This is a genomic window from Burkholderia sp. FW306-1C-G01B, assembly GCF_058781685.1.
The window spans coordinates 133,829-154,987 of record NZ_JBYSWZ010000011.1 but is presented as its reverse complement, the minus strand read 5'-3'; the positions used below and the strand labels follow the sequence as shown (position 1 = coordinate 154,987).

Genomic DNA, 21,159 nt, shown 5'->3' with positions numbered 1-21,159 from the left:
CGCGCCGCGCCACCGACCGCCCCACAAAAGAGTGATAAGAGAAAGTCTCATGAGTGAAATCAAGGAAATGCCGCTGGTCGAGCTGACGGCCAAGGATCTTCCCGCCTACTGCCCGAACCCGGCCATGGCGCGCTGGAGCGCGCACCCGCGCGTGTTCATCGACGTCTCGCACGGCGAAGCGCGCTGCCCATACTGCGGCACGCGCTACAAGCTGCGCGACGGCGAGGTCGTCAAGGGCCACTGAGCCCGGGCGGCCGGGCCCGCGGGCCCGCCGCTCGCGAGGCGGCGCAACCGGATGCCCGGCGCGCCGCCCTTCTCCATTCTGGCAACCCGAACGCGGCGCCCGCGCGCCGTGCTTCATTACGACATCGGAAGTCCACCTGATGCGTCGAGCGCTGGTTATCGCACCGAACTGGATCGGTGACGCATTGATGGCGCAGCCGCTCTTTGCGCTGCTGAAGAAGCTCCATCCCCGCATCGCGATCGATGCCGTCGCGCCCTCGTGGGTCGCGCCCGTGCTCGAGCGGATGCCCGAGATCCACGATGTCTACGCGACCGATCTCGCGCACGGCAAGCTGCAACTGCTGCGCCGCTGGCAGCTCGCGAGCGACCTGCGCGACGTCGGCTACGACGCGGCGTACGTGCTGCCGAATTCGCTGAAGTCCGCGGTGATCCCGTGGCTCGCGAACATTCCGCTGCGGATCGGCTACACGGGCGAGCACCGCTACGGGCTGTTGAACGTGCGGCACACGAACCCCGACAAGTCGGGCGAGCGGCCGCCGATGACGACCCACTACGCGGCGCTCGCGTACGCGCCGGGCGCGAAGCTGCCCGAATCGATGAAGACGCTGCCCGCGCCGCGCCTCGACGCCGACCTGAACGAGACGGCGCGCGTGTCCGCGCGTTTCAATCTCGATACGCGCAAGCCGCTCGTCGTGTTCTGCCCGGGCGCCGAATACGGCCCGGCCAAGCGCTGGCCGCCCGAGCACTTCGCGTCGCTCGCGACGATCGTGCACCAGTCGTTCCCGTATACGCAGATCGTCGCGCTCGGCTCGCAGAAGGACGCCGCGGCCGCGCAGGCGATCGCCGACCACGCGCCGAACGTGCGCAACCTGTGCGGGCAAACGTCGCTGTCCGAGGCGTGCGCGCTGATCGCGCGTGCGAACGCGGTCGTCACCAACGATTCGGGGCTGATGCACGTCGCCGCCGCGCTGCGCCGGCCGCTCGTCGCACTGTACGGATCGACCGATCCGCGCCACACCCCTCCGCTGTCGGACCTGGCGAAGGTACAATGGCTGCATCTCGAATGCAGTCCCTGCTTCGAACGCGAGTGCCCGCTCGGCCACCTGAAGTGCCTGCGCGAACTCGGTCCCGAGCAGGTATTCGGCGATTTGCGCGGCATGCTCGTCGGGCAGCGCTGACCCTGGCCGGCAGCGTCGCACGGCGCGCCGGGCAATCCGATTCACCGGTGTGCGGCGGCCCCATCCGGGCCGCCGTGCTGAATACGGCGCGCGACGCGCGCGAGAGACAACCCCGATGCCACGTTTTGCCCGCCTCTTCGAAGCCGCTGCCGATACGCTGAACGCCTACTACCAGGCCGTCGCCGATGCCAATCTCGACGCGCTGCTGGCGTTGTGGATCGACGAGGATTTCGCCAGCTGCGTGTGGGCGGACGGCGAGCATCTGCACGGCCTCGACCAGATCCGCAGCGGGCTCGCCAACCGGCTCGCGACGCGCCCGGTGACGATCGAACCGCTCGACATCCGCGTCTACGACAGCCTCGGCACGGTCGTCTACACGATCGCCGAAGCGCATCAGCAGGCCGACCTGACGGCCGAACCCGACATGGTTTTCGCCACGTACGTGATGATTCACGAACGCGGCGAGTGGCGCATCGCGCACATCCACGCAAGCCCGATTCCCGAACAAGCGGCCGGGCAGTTCGCCGCGAAGATCCGTCATGGGCAGGGCCCGCTGCACTGACGAAAAGACGAAGCAACGCATACGCGGGGCGATCATGAGTACGGCTTCTCCGCCCACCTCGCCGCTCGCCGGGGCCCCGGCCCCGGACGACGACACACTGCGCTATCGCGCACCACGCTGGCTGCCGAACAGCCATGCGCAAACCATCGTGCCCGCGCTGTTCGCGCGACGACCGGCCGTCGCCTACCGACGAGAGCGATGGGAAACCCCCGATCACGACTTCATCGATCTCGACTGGGTCGCCCATCTCGACAGTGCGGCGCCGCCGCCCGATGCGCCGCTGTTCGTGCTGTTCCACGGACTCGAAGGCAGTTCCGGCTCGCACTACGCGCTCGAGATGATGGCCGCCGCGCGCGCAAAGGGCTGGCACGCCGTCGTGCCGCACTTTCGCAGTTGCAGCGGCGAGATCAACCGCCAGCCGCGCTTCTACCATCTCGCCGATAGCGCCGAGGTCGACTGGATCCTGCGCCGGCTCGCCGCGCAGCATCGCGGGCCGCTGGTCGCGGCCGGCGTGTCGCTCGGCGGCAACGTGCTGCTGCGCTGGCTCGGCGAGCATCGCAGCGACACGTCGATCCTGCGGGCGGCCGCCGCGATCTCGACGCCGATCGACGTGCATGCGGGCGGCCGCGCGCTGTCGCAGGGGTTCGCGATGATCTATACGCGCAGCTTCCTGAAGACGCTCAAGCGCAAGGCACTCGCGAAGCTCGACCAGTATCCGGGGTTGTTCGACCGCGACGCGATGCTGGAGGCCGTGACGATGCGCGACTTCGACGAGGCGGTGACCGCGCCGCTGCACGGTTTCGCCGACGCCGACGACTACTGGACGAAGGCGACGACGCGGCCGCTGCTGCCCGCGATCGACGTGCCGACGCTGATCCTCAACGCCCGCAACGACCCGTTCCTGCCCGAATCGGCACTGCCGGGCCCGGCCGACGTATCGCCGGCCGTCGAGCTCGACCAGCCCGAGGCCGGCGGGCACGCGGGATTCATGACCGGGCCGTTCCCCGGCCGTCTCGACTGGCTGTCGGCGCGGGTGTTCGGCTATTGCTCGAAATTCGTCGACCATGGATGACATCGTCAGGCAGGCGCTCGCCAAATGGCCGAACGTGCCGCACTGCACCGGCTGGCTGCTGCTCGACCGGCGCGGCGAATGGCGGCTGCGCGACGACGCGGCGCAGGCGGCCGGCGAGCTCGGCTCGCCGATCCGGCATGCGGCGCTGAACGCGTTCATCGGCCGCAACTACGAATGCGACGCGCGGGGCCGGTGGTTCTTCCAGAACGGGCCGCAGCGCGTATACGTCGAGCTCGCCTATACGCCGTGGGTCGTCCGGCTCGCCGAGCGCGACGGACAGCTCACGCTCACCGACCAGACGGGCGCCGCGTTCGAACCGGACGAAGCATGGCTCGACGATGGGGGCGGCGTGCTGTTTCGCGACGCAGGCGCGCCGCCGCGCATCGCAGCGCTGCACGACCACGATCTCGGGCTGTTCGCCGATCATGCGGATTTCGACGCCGCGCCGCCCGTGCTGCGCTGGCGTGACGGCCGCGCGCTGCCGCTCGGCACCATCGTCTGCGCGGACGTGCCCGCGCGGTTCGGCTACGTCGCGAGTCCGGCGCGACAGGCACGCGACGCGGCCGACAACGGCAACTGACCCGCACCCGCCCTTCCCGCGTTCGCCGCGCGCCGGCCGCTACCCGCGGCCGTTCTTCTCGTCGTCGCGCTCTTCCTTGTAGCGCGCCTCGAATTCCAGCAGCCGCGCGCCGATGATCGACTGCTCGTAGAACGACACGTCCTTCGCATCGCGCGCTTCCTTCAACTGGCGGATCGCCGACGGCCATGCGCCATCGAGTGCAAGTTTCTCCGCGAGCGCGCGGCGCCGCGCGAGCACGTCGCCCTTGCCGTCGCTCGCCTTCGCGAGGTAGTCCCACCAGTCCGGCTGCTCGGGATCGGCCTGCGCCTGCGCGCGTGCGAGCGCCTGCGCCTCGGCGAAGCGGCGCGCGGCGATCAGCGCCTGCAGGTGCGCGACGATCGCCGCGTGCGACGCCGGCCAGCGCCGCTGCGCGAGCGCCGCGAGCCGCACCGCGTCGTCGGTCCGGCCCGCACGGCGCGCGATGTCGGCGGCCAGCACGTCGAGGCTCGGCGAACTCGTCGCCGGGTCGCCCTCGCGCCGCTCGCGCGCATCGAACGCGCCGCGCGCCGAAGCGAGCGCCTTGTCCGCCGCGTCGTACTGGCCGAGCAGCGTGTTCGCGAGCGCGATGCCGTACCAGTTCGCCGCGACGTTCGGCGCCGTGCGATCGTCGATCTCGAGCTGCATCCGGCGCGCCTCGGCCGAGATGTCGGTCGGCGCGCGGTTCTGCAGGACGCGCAGCCGCGCGCGCACGAATCCGTACTCGGCCGACTGGCGCGGCTGCCGGTACGGCGCGCGGCGCGCGCGATCCTCCATGTCGGCGATCCGTTCGCCGGTCAGCGGGTGCGTGCGCGCATAGGCCGGCACGCCCGCATCGCCCATCGACGCGCGTTCGAGCCGCTCGAAGAAACCCGGCATCCCGTACGGGTCGTAGCCCGCGCCCGCGAGCAGCTGGAAGCCGACGCGATCGGCCTCGCGCTCGGCCGAACGCGAGAAGCGCAACTGGTTGTCCACCGCGTACGCCTGCCCGCCCATCGCGATCGCGCTACCGAGATCGCCGCTTCTCGCGAGCACGCCGGCCAGCACGCCGAGCAGCATCGTCGCGAGCGCCGTGTAGCCGCTCTTCTCGCTCGCGCCGATCATCCGCGCGATGTGCCGCTGCAGCACGTGGCCCATCTCGTGGCCGACCACCGACGCGAGCTCCGATTCCGTCTGCGTCGTGACCACGAGCCCGCTGTTGATCCCGATGAAGCCGCCCGGCATCGAGAACGCGTTGATCTGCGGATCGCGCACCGGGAACAGGTCGAAGTCCGGCATGTAGCCGCCGATGTAGCGCGCGGCCGCCGCGGCCGCGAGGCGCGCCGCCATCGCGTTCAGGTAGTCGCGCACGAGCCAGTCGTCGAGATAATCGGGATCGCGCCGCACTTCGCGCATCACGCGCTCGCCGAGCCGGCGCTCGGCACGCGGCGTCAGCGAACCGCCGGAGCCGTCGCCGAGGTCGGGCAGCTCGAGTGCGCGCAACGGCGCGCGCAGGCTCGCGGCCGGCGCCGACGCGCCGCCCGCGCCCGAAAACCGGCTCTCCGCGCCGCCGTACGTGCCGAATACGCCGGTCGCGATGCCGGACGGCACGGTGGAAATCGACGGGGAATCGCCGGCCGCCGCCTCGAGCGGTGGCGCGGACGCGCTCTGCGCATGGCCGCTCGGCGGCAACGCGAGCGCGACCGACAGCGACACGGCGAGCAACTGTTTGACACGCATGGCAGGATGAAAACGACGCCGTCCCGCGCGCCGGGCGCGCATCGCGGCGTTTGGTCTGAATATTCGGGTCATTGTACCGGCGCATGCGCGACTGTCTCGTGCCGCGCATGCGTCATCTGCGCCCCCGGCGACGCGAACGCCACTGCTATGATAAGCGCCCGTTGAGACGGAGCATGACATGTCAGGACTCACCCATTTCGATGCCGCCGGCCATGCGCACATGGTCGACGTCGGCGGCAAGCAGGAAACCCAACGCATCGCGATCGCGCGCGGCACGATCCGGATGCTGCCGGCCACGTTCGCGCTGATCCGCGACGGCAAGGCGAAGAAAGGCGACGTGCTCGGCGTCGCGCGCATCGCGGCCATCCAGGGCGCAAAGCGCACGGCCGACCTCATTCCGCTGTGCCACCCGCTCGCGCTGACGCGCGTGGCCGTCGACTTCGAACTCGATGACGCGCTGCCGGGCGTGCACTGCGTCGCGCAGGTCGAGACGTTCGGCCGGACCGGCGTCGAGATGGAAGCGCTGACCGCCGTGCAGGTCGGGCTGCTGACCGTCTACGACATGTGCAAGGCCGTCGATCGCGGGATGGTGATCACCGAGGTGAGCGTACGGGAAAAGCGCGGCGGGAAGTCGGGGGACTGGAAGGCGGAAGACGCGGCAGGTTGAAGCGCCCGCCGCTGCGCACGTGCGCGCAGTTCACGGAGAATCGTCGGCCGTAACGATTCCCCGTTCGAACGATAAAGAATCAGAACAACAAGTCATCGATGAAGAACAACACGCTGAAGTACGCCGCGCCGCTGCTGTGCGCGCTTTCCCTGCCGCCGGCAACCGCGTCGGCCGTCGGCACCTGCCCCGCCGCCGACACCGCCGCGCGCGCGGCAATCGATGCGCAGCGCCGCGTGCAGCAGGTCCGCAATCCGCAAGGCGACGGTGGGGGCAACGTCGATGTCTCGCCGCCGCTGCGCGACGCGCTTCGCGCATACAAGCAGGCGCTCGTCGGCGCGATCGACGCGCGGCTTGCGTGCAACGACGAACACGTCGAACCGGCTGCACTGAAACGCACGCTCGCGGCCGCGCTCGGCGTGCCGGCTCAATCGACCCAATCGGCAGCACCGAAAAACGGCGAATCGGCGTTCGGCCGCAACCCGGACGTCGACGTCGAACGCGGCGGCGCGTCCCGCCCGCTTCTCTTCGTGCGCGCCGGCTTCGACATCGCGTGCGGCGACGACAACCTGCTCACCGCGTACGCATGGGAAAACGGCGGCTGGCGGCGCGTGCTGCGCTGGCAGGCCGACGATTACAAGGACATCGGCGGCGCCTACGGCGGCGGCTTCTGGTTCTCGGCGCTGCCTGGCGGCCAGGTCGCGGTCGTGCACGGCACACCGTGGTGCTCATCTCGCTGGAGCCGGTTCGGCGCCGACGTGGTCGCACCGGCAAACGGCTCGACCGCGCAACGCACGCTGTTCCATACCGAACACGGCTACGTGATCGACGACGACGCCATCCGGTTCAAGGTGCGCCCCGACGGCTTCGAGCTGCGCACGACGGTCGGCTCGCTCGACAGCGAAGTCATGACTCGGCCGGGCATCTTCCGCTACCGCGTCGAAGGCGACACCGTGCAACGCGTGCAGCCCGCGGCGCTCAACGGCCGCGATTTCGTCGACGAATGGCTGAAGGTGGACGATGCGCTTGCGCGCGAATGGAGCGAGCCCGCCGCCGCAGCGGCCGCGCTGAAAGCCCGGCAGGCGTTCAACGCGGCAAGCAAGGCGCCCGATACAGGCTTCGCGTACGGCCCCGTGCGCGGCTGCTCGGACAGCAACGAGCGCTTTCAGGTCGAACTGGATCTGACGGGCAAGAGCGGGGAAACCGTCACGCGGCGCTATGCACTGATTCGCCAGGAGCGCAACGGATTCACGATGCTCGGGCTGCGCAATTCGGCCGAACAGGCCTGCCACGGCGCGAACCTGATGCCGCAGCACTGAATATCGGGCATGCGCGGCGCAACGGCCGCGCGTATCGACTTTCGACGGCCGCGCGAAACGGCGCGGCCGGACAGAGACAATACCCGACGGAAAGCGGCGCGCAGGGCGCACCATCCGCGCATCACTCGCCGCGTCGCGGCTCGAACACGAACGGCTGGGTCAGCAGGAACGGATTCGCGGTCGCGCCCGTCTGCATGCAGGTCGCGTGCGTCATCGCGTCGACGGCCGCACGATCGGCGGCCGCATTGCGGCTGCTCGTCGTCACGGTGACGTTCTGCGCTTCGCCGGACGTCGTCATCAGCGCGCGCACGAGCACGGTCGCCGGACGCGTGAGCGGCTTCGCGGTGTCCGGATAGACGGCACGCGGAATGTGGCAGGTCAGCTTGCTTTCCTGCGACGACGACAGCATCGCGCAGCCGGAAAACAGCATCGCGACGGCGGGCAGGATCAGGTAGGTCGAGCGAATGGCCATGGTCGAATATCGTTCTTCATCACTGTTCTGGACGAACGCGCGCGTACCGGAAAACCTCGCTCCCGCATCACGTGCGTCGCACTGCGCCGCGGCCATCGGACCGGCGCCCCGTTACGGCCGCATGGCCGATCGATGCTCGGCCGCGATCCTGCCTGGCGGAGCCCGGATAGCCGGGGTGGCCCGCGCTCACGCCGGGCCCCGTGCCACATGCGGGCCGGCTCGCGAGCGCTTGCGCGCATTGTGCACGCGCCACGCGGCCAGCGGCGCCGATTTGACAATGGTTGACGCGAATCGACGCGCCCTCGGCCGGAATCCACGCCATTCGCGAGGTAATCGATACCTGGCCGAATTCACGCGGTTCACGCAGGGCCGATCTGTCCGACGGCGGCCCCTGTCGTGCGCCACGACGCGGCAAACGCCGGAATTCCCCGTTCCGGCGGCCGCTGCGCGTTTTAATCCGAGTCGTCGTCGTCCGAGTCGTCGGCCGCATCGGCCGGCACTTCCCCGTACTTCGCGACAACGGCCGCCTTGAACGCCTTCAGCGCCGGCTGCTGGTCGCACAGCTTGTACAGCAGGGCCAGTTGCTGCGGCCAGTCCTTCAGCTCCTTCGCAAACACATGCAGGCGCGCGACAGTATCGAGCGCGTCGGCCTCGCGGCCCGCCAGCGCCTGCAGCGCTGCATAGCGGCGCAGCACCGTCTCGCCGGGCAGCAGCGCGATCGCGCGCTCATGGGCGGCGAGCTTGGCCGGCAAGTCTTCCGGCGAAATCGTCAGCAGCGTCGCCGCGCCGTAATCGCCCCACGCGCCGAACAGCAGCGACGGCGCATCGCGATACTGCGCGGCCGGGTCGCTGCCGTAATACAGCACTTCCGCGCGCTGGTAGTCGCGCAGCACGGGCACCGCCGCCAGCACGCCGCCGAACGACAGCACCGCGAACAGCCCGAACGCCGCGCGGCCCGGCAGGATGCGCAGCGGCTTCACGTCGAGCAGCCCGATCACGAACATCGCCGGCAGCAGGAAGAACATGTACTGCTGCGGATACTCGACGAGCGCATGCATCAGCAGGATGCCGATCAGCGCGAAGCCGAACACGCGCGTGCTCGACTGCGGCGCGCGCAGCGCACGCACGAACCACATCACGAGCGTGACGGCGAGCACGCCAAGGCCGGCGAGACCCGACTTCGCGAGCAGGTCGATGAAGATGTCGTGCGAGTTGTTCGCGATCTCGACGCCGCCGAGCGTGCGCACGAGCGCAAACTGGTGCGACGGGAATTCACCCCAGCCGACGCCGAGCAGCGGATGCTCGCGGAACATCGCGAGCCCGTACTTCCACAGTGCGAGGCGCGGCGCGATCTGCCCCGCATCGCGCATCCGGTCGGCCGCCGATTCCGCGAGATTCAGGTGATAGTGCACGTTGGCCCAGCGCACCGCGACGTTCACCGCGATGAACGCAACCGCGAGCACGACCGGCATCAGCCACGCACGCGTATTGCCCGGCGCACGGCGCGATTCGAGCCACGCCATCCAGAAGCCCGCGACGACCATCACCGCGACCTGCAGCCAGGGCCCGCGCGACACCGTCAGCGCGAGACCGACCGACAGTACGATCGACAGCACGAACCACGCCCACACCGCGAGCCGGCGCGTCTGCACGAGATACAGCGCGCCCGCGAGCGCGAACGCGATGTAGGTGGCCAGATGGTTCGCCTGCGCCATGTTGCCGTACGGGCGGCGATCGACCGCGATGTTGTACATCACGACGAACGGCGATACGGCCGACTCGAGGTGAAACAACTGCACGATCTGCGTTCCGACCGCGAACACGCCGCCGACGAGCAGCGCACCGGCCATCATCCGCGAGACGGTTTCGGCCAACCCGTCGCGCGCGAGCGCGTAGCCGGCCTGCATCGCGACCAGCGCGGCGGCGAGATAGCCGAGCGCCAGCCAGTTCATCGACGGCACCTTGAGCGACATCAGCGCGACCTGCGCGATCAGCACCGCGGCGAACCCGAGCGGCACGACGAACGCGGCCGGCGCGGCAAACGGCTCGGCCGCTCGGCTCGTCCGTACGAGCAGGACGACCGACAGCCCCACCAGCAGATACAGCACCAGCGCGGAAAATTCGGAATAGAAGGTCGGAATCGGATACGTGTGATTCGTGATCGCGTACGGCACGATCAGGGCGACAGCCAGCGCAACGAGCGACAACGAACGGGAAAAAGTAGAAGGCATGAGCGAACCGGATGTCAGCAACCGGCGCACTATACAAAACTTTCCCCCCTCTGTGCGGGGCCGTCGCTCGGCCACCCGACTCGGCGCGATCGGCCCGGCCGGCCGAAGCGACGGCCGGCGTACCACGCGCGCCGCCGCCCTCCTCCTCCGCGGGCGCTACGCGCGACACTCCGCGGGCGCATATTTCGCAGGCAGCGTCGCGGCGGTGCCCGGCAGCGGCCCGGCCCCCGGCGCCGGCAGCGACGACGCATCCTTGCCGGCGGCGAAGCACTCCCACGCAATCGCACCGGCCTGCATCGCGCCCTTTTTGAGCGCCACGCGCGCGGTGGGCGCATCGGCCTTGTCGGGCGCGGATGGCACGAGTACCAGCGTATTCGTGCCGGCCGAGGCGACGCGGGTCGTGAACGCGACCGTGATCTGGCCGGTCTCGCCGTCGACGGCAACCGATTCGACGTTGCGGGTCGCGGCCGGCGGGCTGTAGCCGCCGTCGAGGCTCGCGCCGCTCGCCGCGTTGTCGGCGACCGCGAGCCGCGCGGACGACGCGAGCGCGAGCCCCTCGCCGACGCGCGAACGGGCAAGGTAATCCTGGTACGCGGGAATCGCATAGGCCGCGACGACGCCGACGATCGCCAGCACGATCATCAGCTCGATCAGCGTGAAGCCGGCCGGCCGCCAGCGCGGCGACGGCCGGTTCGCGCGCCGCAGATCGGCGGCAACGCGACGGAACAGTGAAACGGAAAAGGCTTCGAACATGGCAGGCTCCGGAAACGAAAAACGCCTGCCGGTAAAGGCAGGCGTCTCGATCGTAGCCAGCGGGCCGCGATTCCGGCAGTCGGCCGGACGGCCAACGTCAGTGCGTGCCCGGTGCGCCGCGGCGGCGTCTGAGCGCGTAACCGGCCGCCACAACGAACAGCGCGCCGGCCATGCTCGCACCGTAGATCGCGGGTGGCGTGTCGAGCACCGGCCAGCGATCGCCGACCGGGTCGTTCACGATCAGCCCGCCCGCGATCCAGCCGAGCAGCGCGGCGCCAAGCGTCACGATGATGGGGAAGCGGTCGAGCATTTTCAGCACCAGCGTGCTGCCCCACACGATGATCGGCACGCTGACGACGAGCCCGAAGATCACGAGCGCGATCCGGTGCGACGGATCGGCCTGCTCGGCCGCGCCGGCGATCGCGATCACGTTGTCGAGGCTCATCACCGCATCGGCGATCACGATCGTCTTCACGGCGTCCCACAGCCGGTCGGCCGGCTTGATGTGATCGTGCGCGTCGGCGGCCGGCGCCATCAGCTTGACGCCGATCCACAGCAGCAGAAGCCCGCCGCCGATCTTCAGGAACGGCACGTCGAGCAGCGCGACCGCGAACGTGATCAGCGCGACGCGCAGCAGGATCGCCCCCGCGGTGCCCCAGACGACGCCGCGCAGCCGCTGGTTCGCCGGCAGGTTGCGGCACGCGAGCGCGATCACGACCGCGTTGTCGCCGCCGAGCAGGATGTCGATGATGACGATCTGGAGAACGGCACCCCAGTGCAGCGACGTCAGGAATTCGAGCATGGGGGGATGTGCAGGATATGGCCACCCGGCGGGCGACCCGGTTCATCGCCGGCACATGCGCGATGCATGCCCGGTGCTTACGAATTCATTGCGCGAGCATAACAAAAAACGCCGGCAAAGCCGGCGTTTTCTGCAGGACAAACCCAGGCGGAAATATTACAGCGCTGCCTTCAGCAGACGGCCCATTTCCGACGGGTTGCGCGTGACGGTGATGCCGCACGCTTCCATGATTTCCAGCTTCGCTTCGGCCGTATCCGCACCGCCCGAGATCAGCGCGCCGGCGTGGCCCATGCGCTTGCCCGGAGGCGCCGTCACGCCAGCGATGAAGCCGACGACCGGCTTCTTCATGTTGGCCTTGATCCACTCGGCCGCATTGGCTTCGTCCGGACCGCCGATTTCGCCGATCATCACGACCGCGTCCGTATCCGGATCGTCGTTGAACATCTTCATCACGTCGATGTGCTTCAGACCGTTGATCGGGTCGCCGCCGATGCCGACTGCCGACGACTGGCCGAGGCCAAGTGCCGTCAGCTGTGCAACGGCTTCATACGTCAGCGTGCCCGAACGCGACACGACGCCGATGCGGCCCTTGCGGTGGATGTGACCCGGCATGATGCCGATCTTCAGTTCGTCCGGCGTGATCGTGCCCGGGCAGTTCGGCCCGAGCAGCAGCGTCTTGCGGCCTTCGCGGCGCATGCGGTCCTTCACTTCGATCATGTCGCGCACGGGGATGCCTTCCGTGATGCAGATCGCGAGATCCAGATCGGCTTCGACCGCTTCCCAGATCGCAGCGGCTGCGCCTGCCGGCGGAACGTAGATGACCGACACGGTCGCGCCGGTTTCTTCCTTCGCTTCCTTGACGCTTGCGTAGATCGGAATGCCTTCGAAATCTTCGCCGGCCTTCTTCGGGTTCACGCCCGCGACGAATGCTTCGCGGCCGTTTGCATATTCACGGCAGGCGCGCGTATGGAACTGACCGGTTTTGCCGGTGATGCCCTGCGTGATGACCTTCGTGTCCTTGTTGATCAGAATCGACATGTATTTTGACCTCTGTTCGATTGGCGTCGCGTATCTGCCGCGCCGCCATGCGTATTCGATAGCGTTACTTGCCTGCGGCAGCCGCGACGACCTTCTGCGCAGCTTCTTCCATGCTGTCCGCCGAGATGATCGGCAGGCCCGAGTCGGCCAGCATCTTCTTGCCGAGGTCCTCGTTCGTGCCCTTCATGCGCACGACGAGCGGCACCTTCAGGTTCACGGCCTTCGAACCGGCGATCACGCCTTCCGCGATCACGTCGCAGCGCATGATGCCGCCGAAGATGTTCACGAGGATCGCCTTCAGGTCCGGGTTCTTCAGCATCAGCTTGAACGCTTCCGTGACCTTCTCGGTCGTAGCTCCTCCGCCGACGTCCAGGAAGTTCGCCGGCTCGCCGCCGAACAGCTTGATGGTGTCCATCGTCGCCATTGCCAGGCCCGCGCCGTTCACGAGACAGCCGATGTTGCCGTCGAGCGAGATGTACGCGAGATCGAACTTCGACGCTTCGATTTCAGCCGGATCTTCTTCGTCCAGATCGCGGTACGCGACGATTTCCGGATGACGGAACAGCGCGTTCGAGTCGAAGTTGAACTTCGCGTCGAGTGCGATGACCTTGCCGTCGCCGGAGACGTTCAGCGGGTTGATTTCAGCCAGCGACGCGTCGGTTTCCCAGAATGCCTTGTACAGGCCTTGCAGGATCGCGCGCGCTTGCGGAATCGACGCGGCCGGCACGCCGATCTTCGCGGCGAGGTCGTCGGCCTGGGCGTCCAGCAGGCCCGTCGACGGCTCGACGATGACCTTGTGGATCAGTTCCGGGTGCTTTTCGGCGACTTCTTCGATGTCCATGCCGCCTTCGCTCGAACCCATCAGCACGATCTTCTGCGAGATGCGGTCGACGACGAGGCTGACATACAGTTCCTGCTTGATGTCGGCGCCTTCTTCGATCATCAGGCGGTTGACCTTCTGGCCTTCCGGACCGGTCTGGTGCGTGACGAGCTGCATGCCGAGGATCTGGTTCGCGTATTCGCGCACCTGCTCGATCGACTTCGCGACCTTCACGCCGCCGCCCTTGCCACGGCCACCCGCGTGAATCTGAGCCTTGACGACCCACACCGGGCCGCCCAGCTCTTCTGCCACCTTGACGGCCTCGTCCACCGAGAACGCCGGCTTGCCGCGCGGTACCGCGACTCCGAATTTCCGCAGGATTTCCTTACCCTGGTACTCGTGAATCTTCATGCGTGATTCCCTTCAGTCTGAGAGTTGGATGAAAAGTCGCTTAGACGCTTCTTCGAATGATTTCCGTTCATTCCTTCGTGCCGTCCCTGACGGGCATGTCGTCGACAGGCACGTCCGGCCGGCTCGCGCCATACCAGCGCGGGTAGTACTGCCGCACGACCTCGCCGTCGAACCGCAGCGCACGGCAGCGGCCGAGCTGGAAAGGCGGTTCGTCGCGCACGCCGTCGTGATCCGGCCCTTCGCCGCCCTCCTCGCGCACGTTCCACACGTCACCGGCGAACGCCTGGATCGCTGCCGTCGGCAGCACGGCGCACAGTTCGGTGAGATGGGAGCAGCCTGCGACACCGGACAGCAATCGGTTCGCATCGCGGCGGAAGTGGCGGAAGAGATTGAGCCCGATGAGGGCCCGATAGGCGGGAGGGGCGGATTGACACTGACCGGGATAGGGCACCCATTCCGAAGACGCTTCGGCGTCGACGACATTGAGTTCACGATCGATAGTCACGCGCAGCCAGAGTTCGTGGATCGGCAGGCCCTGGGGCCGGATGCCCGACGCAAGCGCGACATCGCGCGGCTTGTGGTCGGTCAGGCAGGCTTCGATGTCCCACAAGCCGTCGCCGCGCTCGTAAGCTTCCGCTCGGATTGCGCGTCGATGTCGCAACTGACGGGGCACGGGCTCGGATAGCGGCATGCTGGAGGTTGAGGCCGAAGAGGAAAACCCACGGATTTTAGCATATTGGGTATGTGAGACAGTTTGACGCGACGGCGGGTATTCCCGCCTGTCCGGGAGCGGTTGCGTTGCAGCAAAATCGCGCGCCGCGCGCGCGACCGGAGCGCTCAATCGTCGATCGGGAAATCGTCGCCGACCTTCAGCAACTTCACGATGGTCGCGCTCGAGAAGCCGCGCGCGGCGAGAAAGCGCGCCTGCTTCGCCCGCTCGGCCGGCGTTTGCGGCAATGCACCGAATTTCTTGCGCCAGACCGCCTGCGCGCGCGCCCATTCGGTCTCGCGCAGCTGCGCGTTCACTTCCTCGACGAGCGTGTCGCCGACCGCATGACGCTTCAGCTCGCTGACGATGCGCGCGACACCGACGCGCGACGCACGCCGATGCACGAGGCTCTCGGCGAAACGCGCGTCGGACAGCCAGCCTTCCTTCTCCAGCGCATCGAGCACCGGTTCGACGGACTCGTCTTCGCCGACATACGGCGCGAGCTTGCGCGCGAGTTCCGTGCGGCTGTATTCGCGCCTGGACAGATAGCCGAGCGCGCGGCCCTTCAACGAACGCGGCGGCTTCGACGACTTGCGTTTGCCGGCGCCCGGATCGTCGCCGGAGGCAGCGCTTGAAGCAGCGCCGGACGCACGGCGCGTGCGGCGCGGATGCTGGCTGCTGCGCGTATAGACATCTTCCCTGGCAGGTGCCGACGCATCGGATGCGCGATCGCCCGGGAAGCTGACGCCGGACACACGACGGCGGGACCGGTCGTGCGCGTCGAACGATTCATCGTCATCGAACGGATCGTCCGGCGCGGTTATCTCAAACGAAACGAGGGCATCGTCAGATGCCCTCGTCGCGGTGCGGTTCGCGGCGTTGCTGCCAGCGACCCGCCGGTCGGCGCCCGAGGATCCGGCTCGCCGGCCGGAGCGACCCGCCATTTCGGGCGCGTCGCTCTCCTCCGGCTCGCCAGCCTGACCTCGGCGCCCGACCATCACTCTTCTTCGTCCATCGCCTCGGCTTCGTTGCCTACGCCATCGGGCATTGCGACGACGCCGAGCGATTCGCGGATGCGGTTCTCGATCTCGCGGGCGATTTCCGGATTCTCACGCAGGAATTCACGCGCGTTGTCCTTGCCCTGGCCGATCTTCTCGCCGTTGTAGCTGTACCAGGCGCCTGCCTTGTCGACGATCTTCGCCTGCACGCCGAGGTCGATGATCTCGCCCTGGCGCGAGATGCCCTCGCCGTACAGGATGTCGAAGATCGCTTCGCGGAACGGCGGCGATACCTTGTTCTTGACGACCTTCACGCGGGTTTCGTTGCCGATCACTTCGTCGTTCTTCTTGATCGAGCCGATCCGGCGGATGTCGAGACGCACCGACGCATAGAACTTCAGCGCGTTGCCGCCCGTCGTGGTTTCCGGGTTGCCGAACATCACGCCGATCTTCATACGAATCTGGTTGATGAAGATCACGAGGCAGTTCGTGCGCTTGATCGTGCCGGTCAGCTTGCGCAGCGCCTGCGACATCAGGCGGGCCTGCAGGCCCGGCAGCGAATCGCCCATCTCGCCTTCGATTTCGGCCTTCGGCACGAGCGCCGCGACCGAGTCGATGACGATCATGTCGATCGAGCCCGAGCGCACCAGCGCATCGGTGATTTCCAGCGCCTGCTCGCCGGTGTCCGGCTGCGAGATCAGCAGTTCCGGCACGTTCACGCCGAGCTTCGCCGCGTACTGGACGTCGAGTGCGTGCTCGGCGTCGATGAACGCGGCCGTGCCGCCGATCTTCTGCAGTTCGGCGATCACCTGCAGCGTGAGCGTGGTTTTACCGGACGATTCCGGACCGTAGATCTCGACCACCCGACCGCGCGGCAGGCCGCCGACGCCGAGCGCGATGTCGAGCCCCAGCGAACCCGTGGAGACGACCTGGATGTCCTCGGCCACCTCGCCGTCGCCCATCCGCATGATCGACCCCTTGCCGAACTGCTTTTCGATCTGCGCGAGTGCGGCCGCCAGCGCCTTGCTCTTCTCGGCGGTCATCCCGGAGCCCTTCTTGCTTTCTTCCATGAATCGTCCTTTGCTATGATGAGCAGCGTCTGTTAAAGGCGCGCCCGCTTTCAAGCGCCGCCCACGAATGCAGACACTGTATAAAAAAACAGTGTTTTATGCAAGCCCGCAATGCAGGGCGTTGTACACGAATAACTTCGGAGACAGCCGCGCCGGCGCGAACACCCTGCCGGCCATCGGTCAGCAACATGCGAATTCTCATCGCCGAAGACGACAGCATACTCGCGGACGGCCTCACCCGGTCACTCCGCCAATCGGGCTATGCGGTCGACCACGTGAAGAACGGCGTCGATGCCGATACGGCGCTGTCGATGCAGACATTCGACCTGCTGATCCTCGATCTCGGACTGCCGAAAATGTCCGGGCTCGACGTGCTCAAGCGCCTGCGCGCCCGCAATTCCAACCTCCCCGTGCTGATCCTGACCGCCGCCGACAGCGTCGACGAGCGCGTGAAGGGCCTCGATCTCGGCGCGGACGATTACATGGCCAAGCCGTTCGCACTCAACGAACTCGAAGCGCGCGTGCGCGCACTGACCCGGCGCGGCGCGGGCGGCGGCCCGACCGTCGTGCGGCACGGCTCGCTCGCGTTCGACCAGGTCGGCCGCATCGCGTACGCGAACGATCACGTGCTCGATCTGTCCGCGCGCGAACTCGGCCTGCTCGAGGTGCTGCTGCAGCGGATCGGCCGGCTCGTATCGAAGGAGCAGCTCGTCGACCATCTGTGCGAATGGGGCGAGGAAGTCAGCAACAACGCGATCGAAGTCTACGTGCACCGGCTGCGCAAGAAGATCGAACCGAGCGGCGTCCGGATCTCGACCGTGCGCGGCCTCGGCTATTGCCTCGAAAAGGCCGCGCCCGCCGCGCCGGCCGACACCACAGCGCCCCAGCCCGCGACGGCCGGCACGCCGCTGCGCTGAAGCCGCGCGTCGCCGCGATGGCCACGCCGGCCCATTCCCGCCACCCGACCGGCGCGCCGTCGTCGGCCGCCGACGATGCGCGCGACGCGCGCTACGAGAACCCGTTCGCGCCGCCCGACGAAACCGATGCGCCCGAGGCGCCGCGCCCGCGCTCGCTGTTCGGCGAAATCCTCGACTGGATGCTCGCGCCGCTGCTGCTGCTGTGGCCGATGAGCATCGCCGTCACCTATCTCGTCGCGAAGACGATCGCGAACGGCCCGTTCGACCGCGCGCTCGAGACCAACGCATACGTGCTTGCACGCCAGATCCACCCGGTGAACGGCGTCGCCGAGCTGACGCTGCCGGAGCAGACGCGCGACTTCCTGCGCGCGGACAACGTCGACAGCGTTTACTTCCAGGTGCTCGGCGCGCGCGGCGAGCTGGTCGCGGGCGAAGCCGACATGCCGCTGCCGCGCGACGAGGACCGCCCGCCGCCGGGCGTCGTCGTGTTTCGCGACGACCTGCTGCGCGGCAACGACGTGCGCGTCGCGTATACGACGGTCGCGCTGCCGCAGGCGAACGGCACGCAGCCCGTGCTCGTGCAGGTCGGCGAGACGCTCGACAAGCGCAACGCGCTCGCGAACGACATCATCAAGGGCGTGATCCTGCCGCAATTCGTGATCCTGCCGCTCGCGATCCTGCTCGTCTGGTTCGGGCTGTCGCGCGGGCTCGCGCCGCTCAACGCGCTGCAGGCGCACATCCGCGCGCGGCGGCCCGACGACCTGTCGCCCGTCGAGGCGCAGCGCGCGCCGCCCGAGATCGAGCCGCTCGTCACGTCGTTCAACGACCTGCTCGCGCGTCTCGAACAGAACATGGCGCTGCAAAAGCGCTTCATCGCCGACGCCGCGCACCAGATGAAGACGCCGCTCGCGGGCCTGCGCACGCAGGCCGAATTCGCGCTGCGCCACCCCGTCCCGCCCGACGTGCAGCGCTCGCTCGAGCAGATCGCGACGAGCTCCGAGCAGGCCGCGCGGCTCGTCACGCAACTGCTTGCGCTCGCGCGCGCCGAGAACCGCGCGAGCGGGCTCACGTTCGAGCCGGTCGAGATCGCCGCGCTCGCGCGGCGCGCGGTGCGCGACTGGGTGCAGGCCGCGCTCGCGAAGCGGATGGATCTCGGCTACGAAGGCCCGCCGGACGACGCGCCGCTCGATGTCGACGGCAACCCGGTGATGCTGCGCGAGATGCTCGGCAACCTGATCGACAACGCGATCCGCTACACGCCGGAAGGCGGCCGGATCACGGTGCGCGTGCGCGCCGATCGCGCGGCGCGGCTCGCGCATCTCGAAGTCGAGGACACGGGGCCCGGCATCCCGGCCGCGGAACGCGAGCGCGTCGTCGAGCGCTTCTACCGGATCCTCGGCCGCGAAGGCGACGGCAGCGGCCTCGGGCTCGCGATCGTGCGAGAGATCGCCACGCAGCACGGCGGCACGCTGACGCTCGACGATCACGTCTACCAGCAGGCGCCGCGCCTCGTCGGCACGCTCGTGCGCGTCAGCCTGCCGCTGGCGGAAACCGCTCCGGATTAACCCTGACGCGCACCGCGGCAACGCGCCGCGATCGTGCCGAAACCGGCGTTTTGCCGGACGTTCGCATCACGATCGTCACGCGAAGCACCCGATTCGGCACGGGTTAACGCGCAGTCGTTTTGTGCGCGCGAGTCAGTGCGCCGTAAGTTTCCGTGCCAATAATCGTCGACAGGCCCGCCCACCCAAGGCGGCCGCATATCTATATCAAGGGACTTGGAGACGATTCATGGCAACGTTAGGCGGGCAAATTTCGCACGCGCCGATGACGGGCGAAGAGAAAAAGGTGATCTTCGCGTCGTCGCTCGGGACCGTGTTCGAGTGGTACGACTTTTACCTGGCCGGCTCACTCGCGGCCTACATCAGCAAGAGCTTCTTCTCCGGCGTCAATCCGACCGCCGCATTCATCTTCACGCTGCTCGGCTTCGCGGCCGGCTTCGCGGTGCGGCCGTTCGGCGCGATCGTGTTCGGCCGGCTCGGCGACATGGTCGGACGCAAGCACACGTTCCTCGTGACGATCGTGATCATGGGCCTCTCGACGTTCGTGGTCGGTTTCCTGCCCGGCTATGCGTCGATCGGCATCGCCGCGCCGGTGATCTTCATCGCGATGCGGCTCCTGCAGGGCCTCGCGCTCGGCGGCGAGTACGGCGGCGCGGCGACCTATGTCGCCGAGCATGCGCCGGCGAACCGGCGCGGCTTCTACACCGCGTGGATCCAGACGACCGCGACGCTCGGCCTGTTCCTGTCGCTGCTCGTGATCCTCGGCGTGCGCACGTTCATCGGCGAGGAAGCGTTCGGCAACTGGGGCTGGCGCGTGCCGTTCGTCGCATCGATCGCGCTGCTGGCGGTGTCGGTGTGGATCCGGCTGCAGCTGAACGAATCGCCGGTGTTCCTGCGCATCAAGGCGGAAGGCAAGACGTCGAAGGCGCCGCTGACCGAAGCGTTCGGCCAGTGGAAGAACCTGAAGATCGTGATCCTCGCGCTCGTCGGCCTGACCGCCGGCCAGGCCGTCGTGTGGTACACGGGCCAGTTCTACGCGCTGTTCTTCCTCACGCAGACGCTGAAGGTCGACGGCGCAAGCGCGAACATCCTGATCGCGATCGCGCTCCTGATCGGCACGCCGTTCTTCCTGTTCTTCGGGTCGCTGTCGGACAAGATCGGCCGCAAGCCGATCATCCTCGCGGGCTGCCTGATCGCGGCGCTGACCTACTTCCCGCTGTTCAAGGCGCTCACGCACTACGCGAACCCGCAGCTCGAGATCGCCACGCAGAAGGCGCCGATCACCGTCGTCGCCGATCCGGCCACCTGCTCGTTCCAGTTCAACCCGGTGGGCACGTCGAAGTTCACGAACTCGTGCGACATCGCGAAGAGCGCGCTCGCGAAGGCCGGCCTGAACTACGAGAACGTCGCGGCACCGGCCGGCACGATGGCCGAAATCAAGGTCGGCGATACGGTGATCCCGGCGTACGACGGCAAGGCGGCCGACGCGAAGGCACAGGGCGCGGCGTTCGACAAGACGCTCGCGTCGACGCTGAAGGGGGCCGGCTACCCGGCGAAGGCCGACCCGGCGCAGCTCAACTGGCCGATGACGATCGTGATCCTGACGATCCTCGTAATCTACGTGACGATGGTCTACGGGCCGATCGCCGCGATGCTGGTCGAGATGTTCCCGACGCGGATCCGCTATACGTCGATGTCGCTGCCGTACCACATCGGCAACGGCTGGTTCGGCGGCTTCCTGCCGGCGACCGCATTCGCGATCGTCGCGGCGAAGGGCAACATCTATTCGGGGCTCTGGTATCCGATCGTGATCGCGCTGGCCACGTTCGTGATCGGCCTGCTGTTCGTCAAGGAGACGAAGGACTCGAATATCTACGCGCAGGATTGATGTCGAGGCATGGGCGGTTGCCGGGCGCGTTCCGGTGACCGGCAACCGCCCTGCGACGAGGCCGGTACGGATCATCGGCAACTTTTTTCGGGGAAGACGAAAAAAGGTGTTGACAGCCAGACGGCCCATCTCCATA

20 protein-coding genes are annotated in these 21,159 nt (G+C 67.9%); 10 read left to right on the top strand and 10 right to left on the bottom strand.

What is annotated here, in order from left to right; all coding sequences use genetic code 11:
- Window positions 1–49 precede the first annotated feature (49 nt).
- The 5 genes from AC3WLY_RS22475 to AC3WLY_RS22455 all read left to right on the top strand — a co-directional run bounded on the left by AC3WLY_RS22475 (window position 50) and on the right by AC3WLY_RS22455 (window position 3,635).
- Window positions 50–244: a zinc-finger domain-containing protein gene (locus AC3WLY_RS22475; protein WP_006749970.1), complete on the top strand. Its 195-nt coding sequence runs from the start codon at window positions 50–52 to the stop codon at window positions 242–244.
- 139 nt (window positions 245–383) lie between these two features.
- Window positions 384–1,421, top strand: a complete 1,038-nt coding sequence (waaF, locus tag AC3WLY_RS22470) for a lipopolysaccharide heptosyltransferase II (RefSeq protein ID WP_492308952.1) — start codon at window positions 384–386, stop codon at window positions 1,419–1,421.
- A gap of 115 nt (window positions 1,422–1,536) precedes the next feature.
- Window positions 1,537–1,983: a nuclear transport factor 2 family protein gene (locus AC3WLY_RS22465; RefSeq protein WP_034178922.1), complete on the top strand. Its 447-nt coding sequence runs from the start codon at window positions 1,537–1,539 to the stop codon at window positions 1,981–1,983.
- Window positions 1,984–2,017: 34 nt separating this feature from the next.
- Window positions 2,018–3,055, top strand: a complete 1,038-nt coding sequence (locus AC3WLY_RS22460; RefSeq protein WP_175961971.1) for a hydrolase — start codon at window positions 2,018–2,020, stop codon at window positions 3,053–3,055.
- The gene (locus AC3WLY_RS22455; RefSeq protein ID WP_175961972.1) at window positions 3,048–3,635 is read left to right on the top strand and encodes a DUF2946 family protein; all 588 of its coding nucleotides are present in this window, start codon (window positions 3,048–3,050) and stop codon (window positions 3,633–3,635) included. The genes AC3WLY_RS22460 and AC3WLY_RS22455 overlap by 8 nt, the downstream gene beginning before the upstream one ends.
- A 39-nt stretch (window positions 3,636–3,674) precedes the next feature.
- Here AC3WLY_RS22455 and AC3WLY_RS22450 read toward each other — a convergent pair whose 3' ends face one another.
- Window positions 3,675–5,369 carry a M48 family metalloprotease gene (locus AC3WLY_RS22450; protein WP_492308953.1) on the bottom strand — a complete coding sequence of 565 codons (1,695 nt, stop codon included), beginning with the start codon at window positions 5,367–5,369 and terminating at the stop codon, window positions 3,675–3,677.
- A gap of 178 nt (window positions 5,370–5,547) precedes the next feature.
- On the opposite strand from AC3WLY_RS22450, the gene moaC reads away from it, so the two are divergent.
- Entirely contained in the window at window positions 5,548–6,036 is a 489-nt protein-coding gene (moaC, locus tag AC3WLY_RS22445) for a cyclic pyranopterin monophosphate synthase MoaC (RefSeq protein ID WP_006759657.1), read from the top strand.
- Between the two features lie 98 nt (window positions 6,037–6,134).
- Window positions 6,135–7,352: a hypothetical protein gene (locus tag AC3WLY_RS22440; protein WP_492308954.1), complete on the top strand. Its 1,218-nt coding sequence runs from the start codon at window positions 6,135–6,137 to the stop codon at window positions 7,350–7,352.
- 121 nt (window positions 7,353–7,473) lie between these two features.
- Here AC3WLY_RS22440 and AC3WLY_RS22435 read toward each other — a convergent pair whose 3' ends face one another.
- From AC3WLY_RS22435 to recA, 9 genes are all read right to left on the bottom strand, one after another.
- Window positions 7,474–7,824: a TonB family protein gene (locus AC3WLY_RS22435; protein WP_492308955.1), complete on the bottom strand. Its 351-nt coding sequence runs from the start codon at window positions 7,822–7,824 to the stop codon at window positions 7,474–7,476.
- 452 nt (window positions 7,825–8,276) lie between these two features.
- Entirely contained in the window at window positions 8,277–10,055 is a 1,779-nt protein-coding gene (locus AC3WLY_RS22430) for a PglL family O-oligosaccharyltransferase (RefSeq protein WP_175961977.1), read from the bottom strand.
- A 156-nt stretch (window positions 10,056–10,211) separates the two neighbouring features.
- Window positions 10,212–10,808 carry a pilin gene (locus tag AC3WLY_RS22425; RefSeq protein WP_175961978.1) on the bottom strand — a complete coding sequence of 199 codons (597 nt, stop codon included), beginning with the start codon at window positions 10,806–10,808 and terminating at the stop codon, window positions 10,212–10,214.
- 97 nt (window positions 10,809–10,905) lie between these two features.
- The gene (locus tag AC3WLY_RS22420; protein WP_175961979.1) at window positions 10,906–11,610 is read right to left on the bottom strand and encodes a TerC family protein; all 705 of its coding nucleotides are present in this window, start codon (window positions 11,608–11,610) and stop codon (window positions 10,906–10,908) included.
- A 156-nt stretch (window positions 11,611–11,766) separates the two neighbouring features.
- Window positions 11,767–12,648, bottom strand: a complete 882-nt coding sequence (gene sucD, locus AC3WLY_RS22415) for a succinate--CoA ligase subunit alpha (RefSeq protein ID WP_034178933.1) — start codon at window positions 12,646–12,648, stop codon at window positions 11,767–11,769.
- A gap of 64 nt (window positions 12,649–12,712) precedes the next feature.
- A complete protein-coding gene (gene sucC / locus AC3WLY_RS22410; RefSeq protein ID WP_110281496.1) occupies window positions 12,713–13,879 on the bottom strand; it encodes an ADP-forming succinate--CoA ligase subunit beta in 1,167 nt (388 codons plus the stop codon).
- A 67-nt stretch (window positions 13,880–13,946) separates the two neighbouring features.
- Window positions 13,947–14,570 (bottom strand): DUF2889 domain-containing protein, encoded by a 624-nt coding sequence (locus tag AC3WLY_RS22405; RefSeq protein WP_175961980.1) that lies wholly within the window; start codon window positions 14,568–14,570, stop codon window positions 13,947–13,949.
- Window positions 14,571–14,716: 146 nt separating this feature from the next.
- Window positions 14,717–15,586, bottom strand: coding sequence for a recombination regulator RecX (gene recX / locus AC3WLY_RS22400; RefSeq protein WP_425132509.1), 870 nt, complete (start codon window positions 15,584–15,586; stop codon window positions 14,717–14,719).
- The gene (recA, locus tag AC3WLY_RS22395; protein WP_175961982.1) at window positions 15,586–16,656 is read right to left on the bottom strand and encodes a recombinase RecA; all 1,071 of its coding nucleotides are present in this window, start codon (window positions 16,654–16,656) and stop codon (window positions 15,586–15,588) included. Before recA ends, recX begins: the two co-directional genes overlap by 1 nt.
- 188 nt (window positions 16,657–16,844) lie before the next feature.
- On the opposite strand from recA, the gene AC3WLY_RS22390 reads away from it, so the two are divergent.
- The 3 genes from AC3WLY_RS22390 to AC3WLY_RS22380 all read left to right on the top strand — a co-directional run bounded on the left by AC3WLY_RS22390 (window position 16,845) and on the right by AC3WLY_RS22380 (window position 21,023).
- On the top strand, window positions 16,845–17,573 hold the full coding sequence (locus AC3WLY_RS22390; protein WP_310142364.1) for a response regulator transcription factor: 729 nt from the start codon (window positions 16,845–16,847) through the stop codon (window positions 17,571–17,573).
- Window positions 17,574–17,590: 17 nt separating this feature from the next.
- Window positions 17,591–19,138 (top strand): sensor histidine kinase N-terminal domain-containing protein, encoded by a 1,548-nt coding sequence (locus AC3WLY_RS22385; RefSeq protein WP_310142366.1) that lies wholly within the window; start codon window positions 17,591–17,593, stop codon window positions 19,136–19,138.
- Window positions 19,139–19,364: 226 nt separating this feature from the next.
- Window positions 19,365–21,023: an MFS transporter gene (locus AC3WLY_RS22380; protein ID WP_175961983.1), complete on the top strand. Its 1,659-nt coding sequence runs from the start codon at window positions 19,365–19,367 to the stop codon at window positions 21,021–21,023.
- The last annotated feature ends 136 nt before the right edge of the window (window positions 21,024–21,159 follow it).

Coding starts and splice junctions, on each gene's coding strand:
- AC3WLY_RS22465 (WP_034178922.1), top strand. CDS start 1,537: ATGCCACGTTTTGCCCGCCTCTTCGAAGCCGCTGCCGATACGCTGAAC.
- AC3WLY_RS22405 (WP_175961980.1), bottom strand. CDS start 14,570: ATGCCGCTATCCGAGCCCGTGCCCCGTCAGTTGCGACATCGACGCGCA.
- AC3WLY_RS22385 (WP_310142366.1), top strand. CDS start 17,591: ATGGCCACGCCGGCCCATTCCCGCCACCCGACCGGCGCGCCGTCGTCG.
- recA (WP_175961982.1), bottom strand. CDS start 16,656: ATGGAAGAAAGCAAGAAGGGCTCCGGGATGACCGCCGAGAAGAGCAAG.
- AC3WLY_RS22420 (WP_175961979.1), bottom strand. CDS start 11,610: ATGCTCGAATTCCTGACGTCGCTGCACTGGGGTGCCGTTCTCCAGATC.
- moaC (WP_006759657.1), top strand. CDS start 5,548: ATGTCAGGACTCACCCATTTCGATGCCGCCGGCCATGCGCACATGGTC.
- AC3WLY_RS22380 (WP_175961983.1), top strand. CDS start 19,365: ATGGCAACGTTAGGCGGGCAAATTTCGCACGCGCCGATGACGGGCGAA.
- sucD (WP_034178933.1), bottom strand. CDS start 12,648: ATGTCGATTCTGATCAACAAGGACACGAAGGTCATCACGCAGGGCATC.
- AC3WLY_RS22460 (WP_175961971.1), top strand. CDS start 2,018: ATGAGTACGGCTTCTCCGCCCACCTCGCCGCTCGCCGGGGCCCCGGCC.
- AC3WLY_RS22430 (WP_175961977.1), bottom strand. CDS start 10,055: ATGCCTTCTACTTTTTCCCGTTCGTTGTCGCTCGTTGCGCTGGCTGTC.
- recX (WP_425132509.1), bottom strand. CDS start 15,586: ATGGTCGGGCGCCGAGGTCAGGCTGGCGAGCCGGAGGAGAGCGACGCG.
- AC3WLY_RS22475 (WP_006749970.1), top strand. CDS start 50: ATGAGTGAAATCAAGGAAATGCCGCTGGTCGAGCTGACGGCCAAGGAT.
- waaF (WP_492308952.1), top strand. CDS start 384: ATGCGTCGAGCGCTGGTTATCGCACCGAACTGGATCGGTGACGCATTG.
- AC3WLY_RS22440 (WP_492308954.1), top strand. CDS start 6,135: ATGAAGAACAACACGCTGAAGTACGCCGCGCCGCTGCTGTGCGCGCTT.
- sucC (WP_110281496.1), bottom strand. CDS start 13,879: ATGAAGATTCACGAGTACCAGGGTAAGGAAATCCTGCGGAAATTCGGA.
- AC3WLY_RS22390 (WP_310142364.1), top strand. CDS start 16,845: ATGCGAATTCTCATCGCCGAAGACGACAGCATACTCGCGGACGGCCTC.
- AC3WLY_RS22455 (WP_175961972.1), top strand. CDS start 3,048: ATGGATGACATCGTCAGGCAGGCGCTCGCCAAATGGCCGAACGTGCCG.
- AC3WLY_RS22435 (WP_492308955.1), bottom strand. CDS start 7,824: ATGGCCATTCGCTCGACCTACCTGATCCTGCCCGCCGTCGCGATGCTG.
- AC3WLY_RS22450 (WP_492308953.1), bottom strand. CDS start 5,369: ATGCGTGTCAAACAGTTGCTCGCCGTGTCGCTGTCGGTCGCGCTCGCG.
- AC3WLY_RS22425 (WP_175961978.1), bottom strand. CDS start 10,808: ATGTTCGAAGCCTTTTCCGTTTCACTGTTCCGTCGCGTTGCCGCCGAT.